This is a genomic window from Kineococcus mangrovi (assembly GCF_041320705.1).
GTDB lineage: Bacteria > Actinomycetota > Actinomycetes > Actinomycetales > Kineococcaceae > Kineococcus > Kineococcus mangrovi.
The window spans coordinates 200741-219034 of the sequence record NZ_JBGGTQ010000005.1 but is presented as its reverse complement, the minus strand read 5'-3'; the positions used below and the strand labels follow the sequence as shown (position 1 = coordinate 219034).

Sequence of the window (18294 nt, the reverse complement as noted above, 5' to 3'; positions counted from 1 at the left end):
GCACCACCGGGGTCAGGCGTCGTCCTGGGAACGGGTGGCGGCGACGAGGGCGTTGGCGTGCCCGTGGCCGAGACCGTGCTCGGCCTTCAACCACGTCACCTGCTCGGAGTGCCGGACCCCGGGGTGCGCGGCGCGGTGCTCGCGCAGCAGGGCCTGCCACTGCGAGACCGGGCGGCCGTACCTCGCCTCGATCGAGGGGAAGTAGGACGCCGGTCCCTTCACGGGGCCCGCCCCCGGTTCCTGCGCCGCGGCCATCAGTGGCCCGCCTCGTGCCAGGACCGGCCGGCGCCCACCGAGACGTCCAGGGGGACGGCCAGGTCGGCCGCCCCCGCCATGGTCGAGCGCACGAGCTGCTCCAGCGGTTCGCGCTCGCCCTGCGCCACCTCGAGCACGAGTTCGTCGTGGACCTGCAGCAACAGGCGCGAGCGCAGGCCGGACTCGCGCAGCCCGCGGTCCAGGTCGAGCATCGCGACCTTGATGATGTCCGCGGCGCTGCCCTGGATGGGGGCGTTCAGCGCCATCCGCTCGGCCATCTCGCGCCGCTGGCGGTTGTCGCTGGCCAGGTCGGGCAGGTAACGGCGGCGGCCGAGGATCGTCTCGGTCCACCCCGTCCGGCGGGCCTCCTCGACCACGCCGCGCAGGTAGTCGCGCACCCCGCCGAAGCGCTCGAAGTACTCGTCCATGAGGTCCTTGGCCTCCTCGGTCGAGATCTTCAGCTGGTTCGACAGGCCGAAGGCGGACAGCCCGTACGCCAGGCCGTACGACATCGCCTTGATCTTGGCGCGCATCTCGGCGGTCACGTCCGCCGGGGCCACGCCGAAGACGCGGCTGCCGACGAAGCGGTGCAGGTCCTCCCCGGAGTGGAAGGCCGCGATGAGGCCCTCGTCCCCGGACAGGTGCGCCATGATCCGCATCTCGATCTGGGAGTAGTCGGCCGTCAACAGGCACTCGAAGCCGCCGCCGGAGCCCCCCGGGCCGACCACGAACGCCTCGCGGATGCGGCGGCCCTCCTCGGTGCGGATCGGGATGTTCTGCAGGTTCGGGTCGGTCGAGCTGAGCCGGCCCGTCGCGGCGATCATCTGCTGGTAGGTCGTGTGGATGCGGCCGTCGTCGGCCACCGACTTCTGCAGCCCCTCGACCGTCTGGCGCAGCCGGGAGGCGTCGCGGTGCTCGAGCAGGTGCGCCAGGAACGGGTGCTCGGTCTTGACGAAGAGCGCGGCCAGGGCGTCGGCGTCGGTGGTGTACCCCGTCTTGGTGCGCTTGGTCTTGGGCATCTGGAGCTGGTCGAACAGGACCGTCTGCAGCTGCTTGGGCGAACCGAGGTTGATCTCGGTGCCGATCACCTCGTACGCCTGCGCCTGCGCCTGCCCGACGCGGTCGGCGAAGTGCTGCTCGAGGTCGGTCAGCAGCTGCGCGTCGACGGCGACGCCGACCCGTTCCTGCCGGGCCAGCACGTCCACCAGGGGCAGCTCCACCTCGGCCAGCAACCGCGTGCCGCCCCGCTCCTCCAGCTCGGTGACCAGGACCCCGGCGAGCTCGGTGGTGGCCAGCGCGCGGACCATCCCCTCCTCGGCGCGGGCGGCCTGGTCCCCGCCGACGGGGCCGTCGCCGCCGTCGAGGGTCAGCTGCTCGTCGGCCGCCTCGGGGGCGGTCGCGGACCCCTCGGCGCGCAGCTCGCGCTTGAGGTGCCGCACGGCGAGGTCGGCCAGGTCGTAGCTGCGCTGGTCGGGCCGGCACAGGTACGCGGCCAGCGCGGTGTCGAGGACGACCCCGGCCAGGTCCCAGCCGCGGGCCCGCAGGGCGTGCGAGGGGCCCTTGACGTCGTGGGCCACCTTGGGGCGCTCGGCGTCGGCCAGCCACGCGGCGAGCGCCTGCTCGTCGGCGGGGTCGAGCGTCACGGGGTCGACCCACGCCGCGACGCCGTCGGCCCCGGCCAGGGCGAGCCCCGTCACCTCACCGGTCCCGCGGCTCCACCGGCCCTGCACGTGCACGCCGGTGCGGCCCGTGGCGTGCTCGTCCAGCCACGGGCCGACCTCCCCGGCCAGCAGGACCGCGCCGTCGACGCCGAACCCCTCCTCGGCCTCGGGCTCGGCCGACTCCAGGGTGGCGAACAGCCGGTCGCGCAGGACGCGGAACTCCAGGCCGTCGAAGACGGTGTGCACCTGCTCGCGGTCCCAGGCGCGGCGCAGGAGGTCCGGGACGTCGACGTCGAGGGCGAGGTCGGTGACCAGGGCGTTGAGCCGGCGGTTGCGGATGACGGAGTCGAGGTGGGCGCGCAGGTTCTCCCCCGCCTTGCCCTTGACCAGGTCCGCGTTCGCGATGACCCCGTCGAGGCCGTCGTAGGCCGCGATCCACTTCGCCGCCGTCTTGGCCCCCACCCCCGGGACGCCGGGCAGGTTGTCGGACGTCTCCCCCACGAGCGCGGCGAGCTCGGGGTAGCGCTGCGGCGGGACGCCGTACTTCTCCTCGACCGCCTCGGGGGTCATGCGGGTCAGCTCGGAGACCCCCCGGACCGGGTAGAGCACGGTGACGTCGGGACGCACCAGCTGGAAGGCGTCCCGGTCCCCCGACGAGACGAGCACCTCGAACCCCTGCTCCACCGCCCGTTCCGTCAGCGTGGCGATGACGTCGTCGGCCTCGTAGCCCTCGACCTCCACGACCGGGACGCGCAGGGCGGCCAGGACCTCCTTGACGAGGTCGACCTGGCCGCGGAACTCGTCCGGGCTCTTGGTCCGGGTGCCCTTGTACTCGGCGTAGACCTCGGTGCGGAACGAGGCGCGCGAGACGTCGAACGTCACCGCGAAGTGCGTCGGCTCCTCGTCGCGCAGCAGGTTGATGAGCATCGAGGTGAAGCCGTAGACGGCGTTGGTCGCCTGGCCCGTCGTCGTGGAGAAGTTCTGCACCGGCAGCGCGTAGAAGGCCCGGTAGGCCATCGAGTGCCCGTCGATGAGCAGCAGCCGGGGCTTCGTCGGCGCCGGCTCCTGCGCCGCGCCCTTCGTCGCGGCGGAGCGGGACGAGCCGGTGGTGCGGGCTGTGCTGGTGCTCGGGGCGGGGGTCACGTCGGTCAGGGTAGTCAGACCCTCCGACACACCCCCGCTGGAGCCGGCGCGGAGCGCCGGTCAGCTCGCGGTGGGGACCTCGACGCCGCCACCGGAGCGGGCCAACCGCGCCCGCAGCGACCTGCGCCGGGCCACCACGTCGGTCGTGTGGACGGCCGCGGCCGGACCGTCGGACAGGCGCCGGCGCAGCACGGACAGCGAGACCGCGCGGCGCACGACGACGGGGGCGAACCCCAGGCGCGCCAGGTAGCGGGTGTAGTCCCGGTCCCCCGGCAGCACCGTGCAGGCGATCTGGTCGGCCCCCTCGCTCTCGGCGACGTGGACGGCGCGGCGCAGCAGGGCCCGGCCCACGCCGCGGCGGCGCAGCCCCGGCACGACGTGGAGGTGCTCGATGCTCGGGCCCGCGCAGTTGCCCAGCGGCAGCAGCGGGGAGGTCGTCAGGAGCGCGTAACCGGCCGGCTCGGACCCGCAGAAGGCCAGGAGGACGCGCACCTCACCGCTCGTCAGGGCGCGGACGAGGCGGGCGCGCACGTTCTCGACGGAGGCCCGCAGCTGCGCCTGGTCGAAGCGGGCGGAGGCGTAGAGCTCCATGAGGACGTCGACGTCGCCGGTACCGGCGTCGCGGACCTCGACTGCGGGTCGTGCCACGGGTGGATCCCCTTCCGCGCGGCGCACCGCCCGGTGCGCACGACGAAGCAGACCGGGCCCCCGCTCCGGTGGTCCCCTCCTCGGAGAGGGCGACTGCGCCGGACACTAGGGCACGGTGGGCGCCGGGGGAAGATCCCGCCGCGATCAGGTCGTGACCTTCACCCGCAGTGCCCAGTGATCGACAGCGAGCCACTACCGGGGTCCACCCCGGGGGATCGTCGTCCGGTGCCGGCGCGCCGGACGACGACCCCCCGTCAGGGCTGTGGACGGGCTAGACGTCGCCGCCGAGGTAGGCGGCGCGGATGGAGTCGTCGGCGGCGAGCTCGGCGCCGGTGCCCGAACGCACCACCGTGCCGGTCTCCAGGACGTAGGCGACGTCGGAGATGCGCAGGGCCTGGGCGGCGTTCTGCTCCACGAGCAGCACGGTGGTGCCCTGCTGGTTGATCTCCACGATGATCGAGAAGATCTGCTGGATGAGCTTGGGCGCCAACCCCATGGACGGCTCGTCGAGCAGGAGCACGCGGGGCCGGCTCATGAGGGCGCGCCCGATGGCCAGCATCTGCTGCTCCCCGCCGGACATCGTCCCGGCGACCTGGGAGCGGCGCTCGGCCAGGCGCGGGAACAACGAGAAGACCCGGTCGAGGTCCTGCCGGTAGGCCGCCGTCCGGCGGTCCTTGCGGGTGTAGGCCCCCATGTCGAGGTTCTCCTCGACCGTCATCCCCACGAACGTCCCGCGACCCTCCGGCGCCTGGCACAGACCGCGCACGACGAGCTTGTGGGAGGGCACCTTGGTGATGTCCTCGCCCTCGAAGACGATCGAGCCCGTGCGCACCGTGCGCAGACCGGACACGGTCTTCAGCGTCGTCGTCTTGCCCGCGCCGTTGGCGCCGATGAGCGTGGCGATGGCGCCGGTCGGCACCGTGAACGACACGTCCCGGATGGCCTCGATGCGGCCGTAGTTGACGCTGAGGTCGGTGACGACGAGCTGGTCGTCCGCGCCTGCGGTGGTCGTCACAGTTCCTCGTCCTCGTCGGAGAGCTGGTCGTCGTCGACGCCGAGGTAGGCGGCGATGACGGCCGGGTCGTTGCGGATGTCGGCGGGCAGGCCCTCGGCGATCTTCTTGCCGAACTCCAGCACGACGATGCGGTCGGTGACGCCCATGACCAGGCGCATGTCGTGCTCGATGAGCAGGACGGTGTTGCCCAGGTCGCGGACCTTGCGGATGAGGTCCATGAGGCGTTGCTTCTCGACGGGGTTGAACCCGGCGGCCGGTTCGTCCAGGCACAGCAGCTTGGGCCGGGTCGCCAGCGCCCGGGCGATCTCCAACCGGCGCTGCTCGCCGTAGGACAGGTTGCGCGCCAAGTCGTCCGCGCGGTGGCCGAGGTCCATCATCTCCAGCAGCTCCTCGGCCAGCGCGTGCCCCTCGCGGGTCTCGCGCCGGTGCCGCGGCAGCCGGAACAGCGAGTTCACGACACCGGAGCGGTGGTGGGAGTCCGCGCCCACGAGGACGTTCTCGCGTGCCGTCATGTTGCCGAACAGCCGGATGTTCTGGAACGTGCGGGCGATCCCGAGCCGGTTGATCTGGTAGCGCTTGCGCCGGCCCAACGCCTCGCCGTCGAAGACGACGCGGCCCTCGGTCGGCTGGTAGACGCCGGTGAGGGCGTTGAAGCACGTCGTCTTGCCGGCCCCGTTGGGGCCGATGAGGCCCAGGATCTCACCCTGGCGGATGTCGAAGGAGACGCCGTCGAGGGCGACGACCCCGCCGAACCGCAACGTGACGTCCTCCATGGTCAGCAGGGGCGGACCGAACTCGCGGGGAGCTGCGGTCGTGGTGCCCTCGGTCGTTTCAGGCACGAGCGCCCTCCTCGGTCCCCTCGAGTCGTGTGGTCGCGTCGTCGGCGCGCTGGGCCCGCCGGGCCCGACGCGGGGGCAGCAGCCCCTGTGGGCGGAAGTTGGCCAGCAGCAGCAGGAGCAGACCGAAGACCACGATGCGGAAGTCGGCGAACTCGCGGAACCGCTCGGGCAGGTAGGCCACGACGACACCGCCGGCGATGGCGCCCCAGCGGTTGCCCTGCCCCCCGATGACGACGGCGGCCAGGAACATCATCGACAGCTGGATCATGAACGAGTCGGGGTTGATGGCGCCGATGCGGCTGGCGTAGAGCGCCCCGGACAGACCCCCCACGAACGCGCCCATGGCGAAGGCCAGCAGCTTGAACCGGAAGGTCGGGACGCCGTTGAGCTCGGCGGCCTCCTCGTCCTCGCGGGTCGCCTCCCACGCCCGACCCACGCGGCTGGCCTGCAGCAGCTTGTCCGCGAAGATCACGATGACGATGACGATGAGCGAGAGCCAGTAGTACGGCACCGCGTCGATGAGCCCGAACTTCAAGAACACCGACCGGGCGCCCTCACCGAGGTCGACCTTGGCCGTCGCCCCGTCCCAGACGAGGCTGGGCAGCCCGAACAGCTCGGTCGAGGGTGGCCGCGGGATGCCGGTGATGCCGCGGGCCTGGTTCAGCCACTCCGAGTTCAGCGCGGTGAGCCGGATGATCTCCCCGAAACCGAGGGTCACGATCGCGAGGTAGTCCCCCCGCACGCGCAGCGTCGGGGCACCCAGCAGCAGGCCGGACGCCGTGGAGATCGTGACCGCCATGACGATGAGGACGAACCAGTTCACCTGCCCGTGCAGGGAACCGAAGACGCCGACGGTGTACGCGCCGATGGCGTAGAACCCGACGTACCCCAGGTCGAGCAGACCGGCGTACCCGAGCACGATGTTCAGGCCCAGCGCGACGAGCGCGTAGTTCGCGACGGTGGCCAGCACGGCACCGAACTCGGCGTCCGGGGTGGACAGGATGGGCAGGTTCAGCAGCGGCAGGACGAAGAAGAACACCGCGATGGCGCACCAGATGAGGATCTGCACCGGACGGGGCAGCGCCGTCCAGCGGTCGGCGAAGGACGGGCGCGCCGGAGCCTTGGCGGTGACGGTGTCGGTGCTCATGCGCGGGCCTTCCCGAGGGACTCACCGAGGATGCCGGTGGGGCGGAACAACAGGACCACGACCAGCAGGAGGAACGACACGACGTCTTTCCACGAGCTGGCCAGCCCGAACAACGTCGCGTAGTTCTCCACCAGCCCCAGCACGAGACCGCCGACGAGAGCACCGCGGATGTTCCCGATGCCACCCAGGACCGCGGCCGTGAACGCCTTGATGCCCAGGATGAAGCCGACGTTGTACCGGGTGACCGGGATGTGGATGAGGTACAGGACAGCGGCCGCGCCGGCCATCAGACCGCCGATGAGGAAGGTCAGCTGGACGACCCGCTGCTGGTTGACGCCCATGAGGGCGGCGGCCTCGGGGTCCTGGGACACCGCGCGCACGCCGCGGCCGAGCCGGGAGCGGGACACGAACTGGTCGAGGGCGATCATCATGACGATGGCACCGACGAGGACGATGAGCTGGTTGCTGCGGACCTCGAAACCGCCGGCCGACAGGACGGTGACGTTCGGCAGCGGGTTCACGAAGGCGGTGTTCTCGCGGGCCTGCCGGACGTACGGGGCCAGGACGCCGTCGAGACCCACCCAGCCGGCGATCCGGTCCCGCAGACCCATGAGCTCGGAGAGCATGAACGAGGCGCCGATGGCGGAGATGAGCGCGACCAGCGGCGGGGCCTTCTTCTCCCGCAACCGCCGGTAGGCGATGCGCTCCACGACGAGCGCGACCCCGCCGCTGACCGCCATGGCCACCACGAGGGCGACGAGCAGCAGGCCGACGGCAGCGGGCCAGGCCATGCCCTGGCGCGACCCGAGGAAGGTCATCGCCCAGACCGCGCCGAAGCTGCCCCACATGAAGACCTCGGAGTGGGCGAAGTTGATGAGGCGCAGGACGCCGTAGACGAGCGTGTAGCCGAGCGCGAAGAGCGAGTAGATCGCACCGATCACCAGACCCGTGAAGGTCAGGTCGAGGAACGTGGACAGGGGAACCACCCGGGGTGAGGTGAGCTGACGGGGACGGTCGGACGTGGGACGGCCCCACCCGCCGGGGAGCGGATGGGGCCGTCAGGGCGTCAGGAGTCGATCTCCTGGTCGGCCACGATCTCGCCGCCCTCGACCCTGTAGGACCAGACGCTGACCGAGCTCGGCTCGCCCTTGTCGTCGAACTTCAGCTGCTTGGTCACGCCCGGCTCGTCGTAGGACGCGACGTAGGACAGCAGGTCCTCGCGCGTCGTCTTCCCGTCGGCGATCCCGTCGAGCAGGATCGTCGCCGCGTCGTAACCCTCCGCGGAGTACGTCGCCGGGGCCGTGCCGTAGGCGGCGGTGTAGTCCTCCACGAAGCTGCCCTCGGCCTGGTCCGGCGGCAGGCACGGGCAGGTCACGTAGGCGCCCTCGGCGGCCTGCGCACCGGCCGCGGTGATGAGCCCCTCGTCCTTGGCGCCGTCGTCGCTGACGAAGGTGACCTGGTCGTCGCTCAGGCCCGCGTCGCGCATCTGCTTGAGCAGCAGACCCGCCTCGGAGTAGTACCCGCCGAAGAACACCGCGTCGGCACCTGAGGCGCGGATGTCGGCGACGACGGCCGAGAAGTCCGTCTGCCCGGTCTGGACGGTGTTGTCCTTGACGTCGGCGCTGCCGAGGTCCTCGCGGACGATGTCGGCCAGTCCCTTGCCGTACTCGGAGGAGTCGTCGACGACGTACACCTTCTGCTTGCCCAGGGTGCCGGTGATGAACTTCGCGGCGGCCGGGCCCTGCGTGGCGTCGTTGCCCAGGACGCGGAAGAACGTCTTCCAGCCGTTGTCGGCCAGCGCCGGGTTCGTCGCCGACGGCGAGATCCCGACGAGGCCGGCCTCGGCGAGGATCGGGTCGGCGACCTTGGACTCACCCGAGAAGGCCGGGCCCACGATGCCGACGACCTCGGAGTCGCCGACGGCCTGCTGCGCCTGGCCCTGGGCCTGGTTCTGGTCGCCCTGGGAGTCGAAGGGCTTCAGCGTCACCTGGCAGGCACCGGACTCGGCGTTGTGCTGGTCGACGGCGAGCTTGACCCCGTTGTTGATGTTCACGCCCAGGTTGGCGTTCGGGCCGGTGAGGGCGCCGAAGAACCCGATGCTGATGCCGTCGGGGCAGTCGCCCCCCGAGGATCCGGACGCCGAACCGGAGGAGGTGTCGTCCCCACCGGTGGTGCCGCACGCGGCCAGCAGGAGGGCGGCCGCCGCGGCCGGGGCCGCGAGTTTGACGATGGAGCGCACTGGGCTTGTCCTCCTGGAGGAGAGGGCACGAGAGCACGCGCCACGACGCGCGTTCTCGTGAGCGCCACCCGGGAGCGGTGGAGCCGGAGTGAACACTAGGGGTCGGCCGCACCGCTGGGGCGGATTCCGTGCGCGAGTTCACCGGGTCGTTACACACATCGGCCACCGTGAGGCGCCTGAACTGCGCAGATGCACCTGTTCCCCACCGTGGGCGACGACACGACGACGACACGGCACGGCGACGACGCGGCGGTGGCAGCACGACGGCCCCGCACCCGGTGGGGTGCGGGGCCGTCGGGACGGGCCGGGGCGGCGCTCAGCCGCGGTCGTCGCCGGCGCTGATGACGGTGTTGGCGACCTCGCGCATCGTGAGGCGCTTGTCCATCGAGGTCTTCTGGATCCAGCGGAACGCCTCGGGCTCGCTCATCCCGAACTGCGTCTGCAGCTTCGACTTCGCGCGGTCGACGAGCTTGCGCGTCTCGAAGCGGTCGGCGAGGTCGGCGACCTCGTCCTCGAGGGTCATGATCTGCTGGTAGCGGCTCACCGCGATCTCGACGGCGGGCAGCAGGTCGGCCGAGGTGAACGGCTTGACGACGTAGGCCATGGCACCGGCGTCGCGGGCGCGCTCGACGAGCTCGGCCTGGGAGAACGCGGTGAGCAGGACGACGGGGGCGATGCGCGCCTTGGCGATCCGCTCGGCGGCGGAGATGCCGTCCAGGACGGGCATCTTGATGTCCATGACGACGAGGTCGGGCTTGTGCTCCTCGGCGAGGGCCACGGCCTGCTCGCCGTCCCCGGCCTGGCCCACGACGTCGTAGCCGGCCTCGGTGAGCATCTCGACGATGTCGAGACGGATGATGGCCTCGTCCTCCGCGACGACCACCCGACGTGTGGTCGTGGCGGACGCGGCGGTGGTGTCGGCAGTGTTCGTCACCCGGGCATCCTAGTCGGTGGCCCGGCCGGTGCGCACCGCACCTACTACCGGCCGTCGTCGCCGGCCCGCACCCGCCCGCGCGGAGGAGGTCCCCGGTCCTTGTAGGGTGCTCGGTACGCGCCCTGGTAGCCCAACCGGCAGAGGCAATCGACTCAAACTCGATCCAGTGTGGGTTCGAATCCCACCCAGGGCACCGCGCGGTACCGCGGGCAGGACCGCGGGACGCGGAGAGCCCCGGAGCAGCTGCTCCGGGGCTCTCCTCACGTCGGGGCTCAGGCGTAGGCGCTGGACACCCCGGCCGTCGCGTCGCCGATGCGGTGCACCCGCACGGCGTTCGTCGACCCGACGATCCCGGGCGGGGCACCGGCGACGATGACGACGAGGTCGCCGACGGCGCAGCGGCCCATCTCCAGCAGTCGGCGGTCGACCTCCTTGACCATCTCGTCGGTCGTGGAGATGAACGCGGCGTACTGCGAGTCCACGCCCCACGACAGCGCCAGGCGGCGGCGCGTCGTCTCCTCGGCCGTGAAGGCCACGAGGGGGATCTGGGCGCGCAGGCGGGACAGGCGGCGGGCGGAGTCACCGGACTGGGTGAAGGTGACGAGCAGCTTGGCGTCGAGCTGCTTGCCGATCTCCGAGGCCGCCAGCGTGATGGCGCCGCCCTTGGTGTGCGGGACGGTGCCCAGGGCCGCGATGCGGTCCGCGCCGTGGGTCTCGGTGTTCTCGATGATGCGCGCCATCGTGCGCACCGCCTCGAACGCGAACGCCCCCACGCTCGTCTCGCCCGAGAGCATGAGCGCGTCCGCGCCGTCGAGGACGGCGTTCGCGCAGTCGGAGGCCTCGGCGCGCGTGGGCCGGGGCGCGGTGATCATCGACTCGAGCATCTGCGTGGCGACGATCACGGGCTTGGCCTGGCGGCGGGCGAGCTCGATGGCGCGCTTCTGGACCAGCGGCACCTCCTCCAGCGGCAGCTCGACGCCCAGGTCGCCGCGGGCGACCATGATGCCGTCGAAGGCCGCGACGACCTCGCGCAGGTTCTCGACGGCCTGCGGCTTCTCCACCTTGGCGATGACGGGGACGGTGACGCCCTCCTCGTCCATGATCGCGTGGACGTCCTCGGCGTCGGCCGCCGAGCGCACGAAGGACAGCGCCACCATGTCGACACCGAGGCGGAGGGCGAAGCGGAGGTCCTCGACGTCCTTCTCGGACAACGCCGGGACGCTGACGGCCACGCCGGGCAGGTTGATGCCCTTGTTGTTGCTGACGGGCCCGGGGACGGTCACCTTCGTGACGACGCGGGGGCCGTCGACGGCGGTGACCTCCAGGCCGACCTTGCCGTCGTCGATGAGGATCCGGTCGCCCACCGCGACGTCGCCCGTCAGGCCCCCGTACGTCGTGGAACACACGTCCTTCGTGCCGACGACGTCCTCGGTCGTGATCGTGAAGACGTCCCCGACGGCGAGGGCGTGCGGGCCGTCGGCGAACTTCCCGAGGCGGATCTTCGGACCCTGCAGGTCCGCGAGGATCGCGACGGACCGGCCCGTGGCCTCGGCGGCGGCACGCACCCCCTCGAAGTTCGCCCGGTGGTCGTCGTGGGAGCCGTGGCTCAAGTTCATCCTGGCGACGTCCATCCCGGCGTCCACCAGTGACCGCAACCCTTCGGGACCGGCCACGGCGGGTCCGAGGGTGCAGACGATCTTCGCTCTGCGCATGCCCCGAGCCTATTCCGCCCGTCCCGCCACCCGACGCGTGGGGCGCGCCGGACCCCGGACCGTCACCGCACGGCCACCCGGGGGTCGCCGACGTGCGCGGTCCCGACCCCGCCCCCACCATGGCCGCGTGAACACGCAGGAACCGCAGCGCGACGAGACGGCCCCCACCCGGGACCTCGACTTCGAACGGGAGGTCGACGAGGTCGTCGAGGAGTCGCTGGAGCACGAGTACGCCGTGTACGTGCGCCTGCACGAGGTCGGGGACTGGCCGCGGGGGGCGCTGGCCGGTCTGCTGTCGGACCTGCGCGCGGCGCACCCGCGCGTCGAACGCGCGCTGGCCGGCGCGCACGCCCCGGAGCACGACGTCGTCATCAGCGTCGACGGGGACGGGCTGGACGCCGAGGGCGCCGCCCGGCACGCCCTGGGCCGCGTCACGGCCGCCGCCACCGCCCGCGACCTGGCCGGGTACGCCGCCGACGTGACGGTGCTCTCGGACCAGGCGGTGTGGACCTTCGACCGCGACGAGGTCGAGCGCTGGTAGTGGCGCGCCGGTGACCCGGGCCTCGTCGGCACCGGGGACGCGCGACGATCAGGCAGTCAACGGCACCGCGTCGGCCCTGATGGGCGAGGGCAGCGCCGTGTCGCCCATGAGGAACTCGTCGACGGCCGCGGCGCACGCCCGGCCCTCGGCGATCGCCCAGACGATGAGGGACTGCCCGCGGCCCGCGTCACCGGCCACGAACACGCCCGGGGTGCCCGTCGCGTAGCCCGGCGTGCGGGTGAAGCGGGTGCGGGCGTCGGCCTCCAGGCCGAGCTGACCGACGAGGCCGCCGTGCTCGGGCCCGGCGAACCCGATGGCCAGCAGCACGAGCTGGGCCGGCAGGTCCTGCTCGGTCCCCTCCACCGGCGTCCAGACGCCGTCGACCTTGGTGACCTCGACGATGCGCAGAGCGGTGACCTCGCCGTCCTCGCCCACGAACGCCCGGGTGGAGGCGGAGAACTTCCGGTCGCCCCCCTCCTCGTGGGAGGAGGACACCGAGAACACCTTCGGCATCGTCGGCCACGGCTCGTGCTCGGCCCGGTCCTCGGGCGCCATCGGGTAGATGTCGAGCTGGGTGACCGACCGCGCCCCCTGGCGCAGGGCGGTGCCGTAGCAGTCCGAACCGGTGTCGCCGCCGCCGATGACGACCACGTCGAGACCCCGGGCGTCGACGTGGTCGGCGGGGGGTTCCTGGCCCACGGCGACCCGGTTCGTCGGCGGCAGGTACTCCATGGCCTGGTGGATGCCGGCGAGGTCGCGGCCGGGCAGGTCCACCTCGCGCCACTGGGTGGCGCCGGTGGCCACGACGACCGCGTCGAAGCGTTCGCGCAACTGCTCACCGGTGATGTCCGCGCCGATGTCGACGCCGGCCCGGAAGCGGGTGCCCTCGGCCTCCATCTGCGCGAGGCGGCGGTCCAGCACCGCCCGCTCCATCTTGAACTCGGGGATGCCGTACCGCATGAGCCCGCCGATGGCGTCGTCGCGCTCGTAGACGACGACGGTGTGCCCGGACCGGGTCAGCTGCTGCGCGGCAGCGAGCCCGGCCGGGCCGGACCCGACGACCGCGACGGTCTTGCCCGTGAGGCGTTCGGGCACCTGCGGGGTCATCCAGCCGGCCTCGGCGGCGTTCTCGGCGATCATCACCTCGACCTGCTTGATGGTCACCGGCGGCTGGTTGATGCCGAGCACGCACGCCGACTCGCACGGGGCCGGGCACAGCTTCCCGGTGAACTCCGGGAAGTTGTTCGTGGCGTGCAGGCGCTCGATGGCCGCGCGCATGTCACCGCGGCTGACGAGGTCGTTCCACTCGGGGATGAGGTTCCCCAGCGGGCACGCGTTGTGGCAGAACGGGATGCCGCAGTCCATGCAGCGGCCGGCCTGGCGCTGCAGCTGCTGCTGGTCCTGCTTCTCGTACACCTCGCGCCAGTCCATCAGGCGCAGCGGGACGGGCCGGCGCGGCGGCAGTTCCCGCTCGCGGACCTTGAGGAACCCCCGGGGGTCAACCATGCGAAGCCTCCATGATGCGGGTGAGCACGGCGTCGGAGTCCGGTTCCAGACCGTCGGAGACGGCCTGGGCGCGGACCTCGAGCACGCGGGCGTAGTCCCGCGGGACGATCGTCGAGAAGCGCTGCCGCGCGGCCCCCCAGTCGGACAGGAGCTTGGCGGCGACGGTGGAGTCGGTGTGCTCGCGGTGGGCCACGAGCAGGTCGTGGACGCGCGCGGCGGCCTCGTCGTCGAGCGGGACGACGTCGACCATGTCGCGGTTGACGCGGGACTCCTTCAGGTCGAGCACGTGGGCGAACCCGCCCGACATGCCCGCGGCCACGTTGCGCCCGACGCGGCCGAGGACGACGACCTCACCGCCGGTCATGTACTCCAGCGCGTGGTCGCCCACCCCCTCCACGACGGCGGTGGCGCCGGAGTTGCGGACGCAGAACCGCTCCCCCACCTCACCGCGCAGGAAGAGCTTGCCGCTCGTCGCGCCGTAGGCGATGACGTTGCCCGCCACGATGTCGCGGTCGCGCGAGCCCGACGCGGTGTCGGGACGCACGACGACCGTGCCGCCGGACAGGCCCTTGCCGACGTAGTCGTTGGCGTCGCCGAACAGCCGCAGCGTGATGCCGCGGGGCAGGAACGCGCCGAACGACTGGCCCGCGGACCCCGTGAACGTCACGTCGACGGTGCCCTCGGGCAGCCCCTCCTCGCCCCACTTCTTCGTCAGCTCGTGGCCGAGCAGGGTGCCGACCGTCCGGTTGACGTTGCGCACGGGCAGCTCGATCCGCACCGGCGTGCCGCTGACGAGGGCGTCGGCGGCGCGTTCGACGAGGACGTGGTCCAGGGCCTTCTCCAGCCCGTGGTCCTGCGTCGTGGAGCGGTGCAGGGTCGAGCCCTCCGGACCCACGGGAGCGTGCAGGATCGGCGCCAGGTCCAGCCCGGAGGCCTTCCAGTGCGCCACCGCGCGGCGGGTGTCCAGGACCTCGACGTGCCCGACGGCCTCCTCCAGGGAGCGGAAGCCCAGGGAGGCCAGCAGCTCGCGGACCTCCTGCGCCACGAACTCGAAGAAGTTCACGACGTACTCGGCCTTGCCGGTGAACCGGGCGCGCAGCTCGGGGTTCTGCGTCGCGACGCCGACGGGGCAGGTGTCGAGCTGGCAGACGCGCATCATGATGCAGCCCGAGACGACGAGCGGAGCGGTAGCGAAGCCGTACTCCTCCGCGCCGAGCAGCGCGGCGATGACGACGTCGCGGCCCGTCTTGAACTGCCCGTCGACCTGCACGGTGATGCGGTCGCGCAGCCCGTTGACGACGAGCGTCTGCTGGGTCTCGGCCAGGCCGAGCTCCCAGGGACCACCGGCGTGCTTCAGGCTCGTCAGCGGTGCGGCCCCCGTCCCGCCGTCGGCCCCGGAGATGAGCACGACGTCGGCCTTGGCCTTGGACACGCCCGTCGCGACCGTGCCGACCCCGACCTCCGAGACCAGCTTCACGTGCACCCGGGCGGCCGGGTTCGCGTTCTTCAGGTCGTGGATGAGCTGGGCGATGTCCTCGATCGAGTAGATGTCGTGGTGCGGCGGCGGCGAGATGAGACCCACGCCCGGCGTGGAGTGCCGCGTCCTGGCGATGTTCGGGTACACCTTGTGCCCGGGCAGCTGACCGCCCTCACCGGGCTTGGCCCCCTGGGCGACCTTGATCTGCAGGTCGGTGGCCGAGGTGAGGTAGTTGCTCGTGACGCCGAAGCGGCCCGAGGCGATCTGCTTCACCCTCGAGGTGCGCTCGGGGTCGTACAGGCGCTCGACGTCCTCCCCGCCCTCCCCGGAGTTCGACCGGCCACCGAGGCGGTTCATCGCCACGGCGAGGACCTCGTGCGCCTCCTGGGAGATGGAGCCGTAGCTCATCGCGCCGGTGGAGAAGCGCTTGACGATCTCGCTGACGGGTTCGACCTCGTCGATCGCCACCGGTTCGCGCGCGCCCTTCTTCAGCTGCAGCAGACCGCGCAGCGTCATGAGGCGCTCGGACTGCTCGTCGACCCGCGAGGTGTACTTGCGGAACAGGGCCTCGTTCCGCGAACGCGTCGAGTGCTGCAGCTGGAAGACGGTCTCGGGGTCGAACAGGTGCGGCTCGCCCTCGCGGCGCCACTGGTACTCCCCGCCCGTCTCCAGGGTGCGGTGCGCGCGCTCCTGCCCCTCGACGGGGTAGGCGAGGCGGTGGCGCTGGGCGACCTCCTCGGCCAGCACGTCCAGCCCGACCCCACCGAGGCGGGAGGTGGTGGCCGTGAAGTACTCGTCGACGAGGGTCTGCGACAGGCCGAGGGCCTCGAAGACCTGGGCGCCGCGGTAGGAGGCGACCGTGGAGATGCCCATCTTGGACATGACCTTCAGGACGCCCTTGCCGAGCGCCTTGATGAGGTTGCGCACCGCGGTCTGCGCGTCGACCGTCGTGATGACCTGGTGGCGGACGAGGTCCTCGACCGTCTCCATGGCCAGGTACGGGTTGATGGCGGCCGCGCCGTAGCCGATGAGCAGCGCGACGTGGTGCACCTCGCGCACGTCGCCCGCCTCGACGACCAGACCGACCTGCGTGCGCAGCTTCTGGCGCACGAGGTGGTGGTGCACGGCCGAGGTCAGCAGCAGCGACGGGATCGGTGCGTACTCGGCGTTGGAGTCGCGGTCGGACAGCACGACGAAGACGGCGCCGTCGGCGATGGCGCGCGAGACCTCCGCGCGGATCTCCTCGATGCGGCGGGCCAGCTCGGCTCCCCCGCCGGCGACGCGGTACAGGCCCTTGACCACGAGGGTCGTGCGGCCCGGGTTCCGGCGGTCGCGGTCGATGTGGACGATCTTGGCGAGCTCGTCGTTGTCGATGACCGGGAAGGGCATGACGAGCTGGTGGCAGTGCGCCGCCGACTCCGACAGGGCGTTCTGCTGCGGGCCGGTCACCGTGATGAGCGAGGTGACGAGCTCCTCGCGGATCGCGTCCAGCGGCGGGTTCGTCACCTGGGCGAAGAGCTGGGTGAAGTAGTCGAACAGCATCCGCGGACGGGTGGACAGCACCGCCAGCGGGGTGTCCGAGCCCATCGAGCCGATCGGCTCGGCCCCGGCGCGGGCCATCGGGGCGAGGATGAGCCGCAGCTCCTCCTCGGTGTACCCGAAGGTCTGCTGCCGGCGGGTCACCGACGCGTGGCTGTGCACGATGTGCTCGCGCGGAGGCAGGTCGGGCAGGCGGACCACGTTCTTCAGCCACTCGCCGTAGGGCTGGGCGGCCGCGAGCTCGGCCTTGACCTCCTCGTCGTCGACGATGCGGCCCTTGGCCGTGTCGACGAGGAACATCTTGCCGGGGGCGACGCGGCCGCGGGCCACGATCGAGGCCGGGTCCAGCTCCAGGACCCCCGTCTCCGAGGCCAGCACGACGAGCCCGTCGTCGGTCACCCAGTAGCGCGAGGGGCGCAGGCCGTTGCGGTCCAGGACGCCGCCGATGACGGTGCCGTCGGTGAACGTCAGGTTGGCCGGCCCGTCCCACGGCTCGGAGAACATCGAGTGGAACTCGTAGAAGGCCCGGCGGGCCGGGTCCATCTCCGCGTTGTTCTCCCAGGCCTCCGGGACCATCATCAGCACCGCGTGCGGCAGCGACCGGCCGGCCAGGTGCAGCAGCTCGAGGACCTCGTCGAAGGACGCCGAGTCCGAGCCCTCGGTGGCGCAGATGGGGCCCAGGCGCTGCACGTCGCCGGGGATGAGCGGGGTGCTCATCGTCGACTCGCGCGCGGCGGTCCAGTTCCGGTTGCCCTTGACCGTGTTGATCTCGCCGTTGTGGGCGATGGTCCGGAAGGGGTGGGCCAGCGGCCAGCTCGGGAACGTGTTCGTCGAGAAGCGCGAGTGGACCAGGCCCAGCTCGGACGTGAAGCGCCGGTCGGACAGGTCGGGGAAGAACGGCTCGAGCTGGCCGGTGGTGAGCATGCCCTTGTAGACCATCGTCCGCGCCGACAGCGACGGGAAGTAGACGCCCAGGTCGCGCTCGGCGAGCTTGCGCAGCACGTACACCCGGCGGTCGAGGTCGACGCCGGTCTCCAGCGGGCGCAGCCCGTCGGTACGGGTGGCGACGAAGAGCTGGGCGAAGAACGGCATGCAGGCGCGGGCCTGCGCCCCGACGAGGTCGGCGGTCACCGGGACGTCGCGCCAGCCGAGGACGTCGAGGCCCTCGGCCTCGGCGATCTCCTCGATGCGGGCGACGGCCTGCGCGCGCTCGGCCTCCTCGGCGGGCAGGAAGGCGTTGCCGACGGCGTAGGCGCCCCGGGCGGGCAGCTGCACGCCCTGCTCGCCCATGACGGCGCGCAGGAACTCGTCGGGGACCTGGGTGAGGATGCCCGCGCCGTCACCGGTGTTGGCCTCGGCGCCGACGGCGCCGCGGTGGTCGAGGTTGCGCAGGGCGGTGAGCGCGTGCTCGACGATGTCGTGGCCCGCTTCACCGCGCACGGTGGCGACGAAGGCCACCCCGCAGGCGTCCTTCTCGTTCGCGCGGTCGTACAGCCCGGCGTCGTCCGGGAAGCTCGTGAAGGGCAGCGGGCGGACCCGCCGGCCGAGGTGCGACGCGGTGTGCGTGGACGTGTGGGGCGACATGCAGTGCACCGTCCTGAAGAGAGAGGTCCAGGACCTCGGTGGACAGGGGGTCTC

At 72.0% G+C, this 18294-nt stretch carries 13 protein-coding genes and 1 tRNA gene; 2 read left to right on the top strand and 12 right to left on the bottom strand.

Annotated features, from left to right (window positions below):
* Positions 1 to 12 precede the first annotated feature (12 nt).
* From AB2L28_RS12385 to AB2L28_RS12345, 9 genes are all read right to left on the bottom strand, one after another.
* Positions 13 to 255: a DUF4287 domain-containing protein gene (locus tag AB2L28_RS12385; protein ID WP_370719208.1), complete on the bottom strand. Its 243-nt coding sequence runs from the start codon at positions 253 to 255 to the stop codon at positions 13 to 15.
* Positions 255 to 3059: a DNA polymerase I gene (gene polA, locus AB2L28_RS12380; protein ID WP_370719206.1), complete on the bottom strand. Its 2805-nt coding sequence runs from the start codon at positions 3057 to 3059 to the stop codon at positions 255 to 257. The genes AB2L28_RS12385 and polA overlap by 1 nt, the downstream gene beginning before the upstream one ends.
* 60 nt (positions 3060 to 3119) lie before the next feature.
* Positions 3120 to 3707 carry a GNAT family N-acetyltransferase gene (locus AB2L28_RS12375; RefSeq protein WP_370719204.1) on the bottom strand — a complete coding sequence of 196 codons (588 nt, stop codon included), beginning with the start codon at positions 3705 to 3707 and terminating at the stop codon, positions 3120 to 3122.
* 271 nt (positions 3708 to 3978) lie between these two features.
* Complete coding sequence (locus AB2L28_RS12370; RefSeq protein ID WP_370719202.1) at positions 3979 to 4722, bottom strand: ABC transporter ATP-binding protein; 744 nt, start codon at positions 4720 to 4722, stop codon at positions 3979 to 3981.
* Positions 4719 to 5495: an ABC transporter ATP-binding protein gene (locus AB2L28_RS12365; RefSeq protein WP_370719445.1), complete on the bottom strand. Its 777-nt coding sequence runs from the start codon at positions 5493 to 5495 to the stop codon at positions 4719 to 4721. Before AB2L28_RS12365 ends, AB2L28_RS12370 begins: the two co-directional genes overlap by 4 nt.
* Before the next feature lie 58 nt (positions 5496 to 5553).
* Positions 5554 to 6708, bottom strand: coding sequence for a branched-chain amino acid ABC transporter permease (locus AB2L28_RS12360; RefSeq protein WP_370719200.1), 1155 nt, complete (start codon positions 6706 to 6708; stop codon positions 5554 to 5556).
* Positions 6705 to 7694 carry a branched-chain amino acid ABC transporter permease gene (locus AB2L28_RS12355; RefSeq protein ID WP_370719199.1) on the bottom strand — a complete coding sequence of 330 codons (990 nt, stop codon included), beginning with the start codon at positions 7692 to 7694 and terminating at the stop codon, positions 6705 to 6707. Before AB2L28_RS12355 ends, AB2L28_RS12360 begins: the two co-directional genes overlap by 4 nt.
* Positions 7695 to 7774: 80 nt before the next feature.
* On the bottom strand, positions 7775 to 8947 hold the full coding sequence (locus AB2L28_RS12350; RefSeq protein WP_370719197.1) for a branched-chain amino acid ABC transporter substrate-binding protein: 1173 nt from the start codon (positions 8945 to 8947) through the stop codon (positions 7775 to 7777).
* A 316-nt stretch (positions 8948 to 9263) separates the two neighbouring features.
* Positions 9264 to 9881 (bottom strand): ANTAR domain-containing response regulator, encoded by a 618-nt coding sequence (locus AB2L28_RS12345; protein ID WP_370719195.1) that lies wholly within the window; start codon positions 9879 to 9881, stop codon positions 9264 to 9266.
* 119 nt (positions 9882 to 10000) lie between these two features.
* On the opposite strand from AB2L28_RS12345, the gene AB2L28_RS12340 reads away from it, so the two are divergent.
* Positions 10001 to 10074, top strand: a tRNA-Leu gene (locus AB2L28_RS12340).
* Between the two features lie 79 nt (positions 10075 to 10153).
* Here AB2L28_RS12340 and pyk read toward each other — a convergent pair.
* Positions 10154 to 11593: a pyruvate kinase gene (pyk, locus tag AB2L28_RS12335; protein WP_370719193.1), complete on the bottom strand. Its 1440-nt coding sequence runs from the start codon at positions 11591 to 11593 to the stop codon at positions 10154 to 10156.
* Between the two features lie 127 nt (positions 11594 to 11720).
* On the opposite strand from pyk, the gene AB2L28_RS12330 reads away from it, so the two are divergent.
* Positions 11721 to 12134, top strand: a complete 414-nt coding sequence (locus AB2L28_RS12330; RefSeq protein ID WP_370719191.1) for a hypothetical protein — start codon at positions 11721 to 11723, stop codon at positions 12132 to 12134.
* Between the two features lie 48 nt (positions 12135 to 12182).
* Here the strand turns inward: AB2L28_RS12330 and AB2L28_RS12325 are convergent, their stop codons facing one another.
* Together AB2L28_RS12325 and gltB are read right to left on the bottom strand one after the other, a co-directional pair.
* Positions 12183 to 13640 (bottom strand): glutamate synthase subunit beta, encoded by a 1458-nt coding sequence (locus tag AB2L28_RS12325; RefSeq protein WP_370719189.1) that lies wholly within the window; start codon positions 13638 to 13640, stop codon positions 12183 to 12185.
* On the bottom strand, positions 13633 to 18240 hold the full coding sequence (gene gltB / locus AB2L28_RS12320; protein WP_370719187.1) for a glutamate synthase large subunit: 4608 nt from the start codon (positions 18238 to 18240) through the stop codon (positions 13633 to 13635). Before gltB ends, AB2L28_RS12325 begins: the two co-directional genes overlap by 8 nt.
* Between the last annotated feature and the right edge of the window lie 54 nt (positions 18241 to 18294).

Excerpts from the sequence above, each read along its gene's own strand:
- AB2L28_RS12385 (WP_370719208.1), bottom strand. The coding sequence starts at position 255 with ATGGCCGCGGCGCAGGAACCGGGGGCGGGCCCCGTGAAGGGACCGGCG.
- AB2L28_RS12365 (WP_370719445.1), bottom strand. The coding sequence starts at position 5,495 with ATGGAGGACGTCACGTTGCGGTTCGGCGGGGTCGTCGCCCTCGACGGC.
- AB2L28_RS12360 (WP_370719200.1), bottom strand. The coding sequence starts at position 6,708 with ATGAGCACCGACACCGTCACCGCCAAGGCTCCGGCGCGCCCGTCCTTC.
- pyk (WP_370719193.1), bottom strand. The coding sequence starts at position 11,593 with ATGCGCAGAGCGAAGATCGTCTGCACCCTCGGACCCGCCGTGGCCGGT.
- AB2L28_RS12325 (WP_370719189.1), bottom strand. The coding sequence starts at position 13,640 with ATGGTTGACCCCCGGGGGTTCCTCAAGGTCCGCGAGCGGGAACTGCCG.
- gltB (WP_370719187.1), bottom strand. The coding sequence starts at position 18,240 with ATGTCGCCCCACACGTCCACGCACACCGCGTCGCACCTCGGCCGGCGG.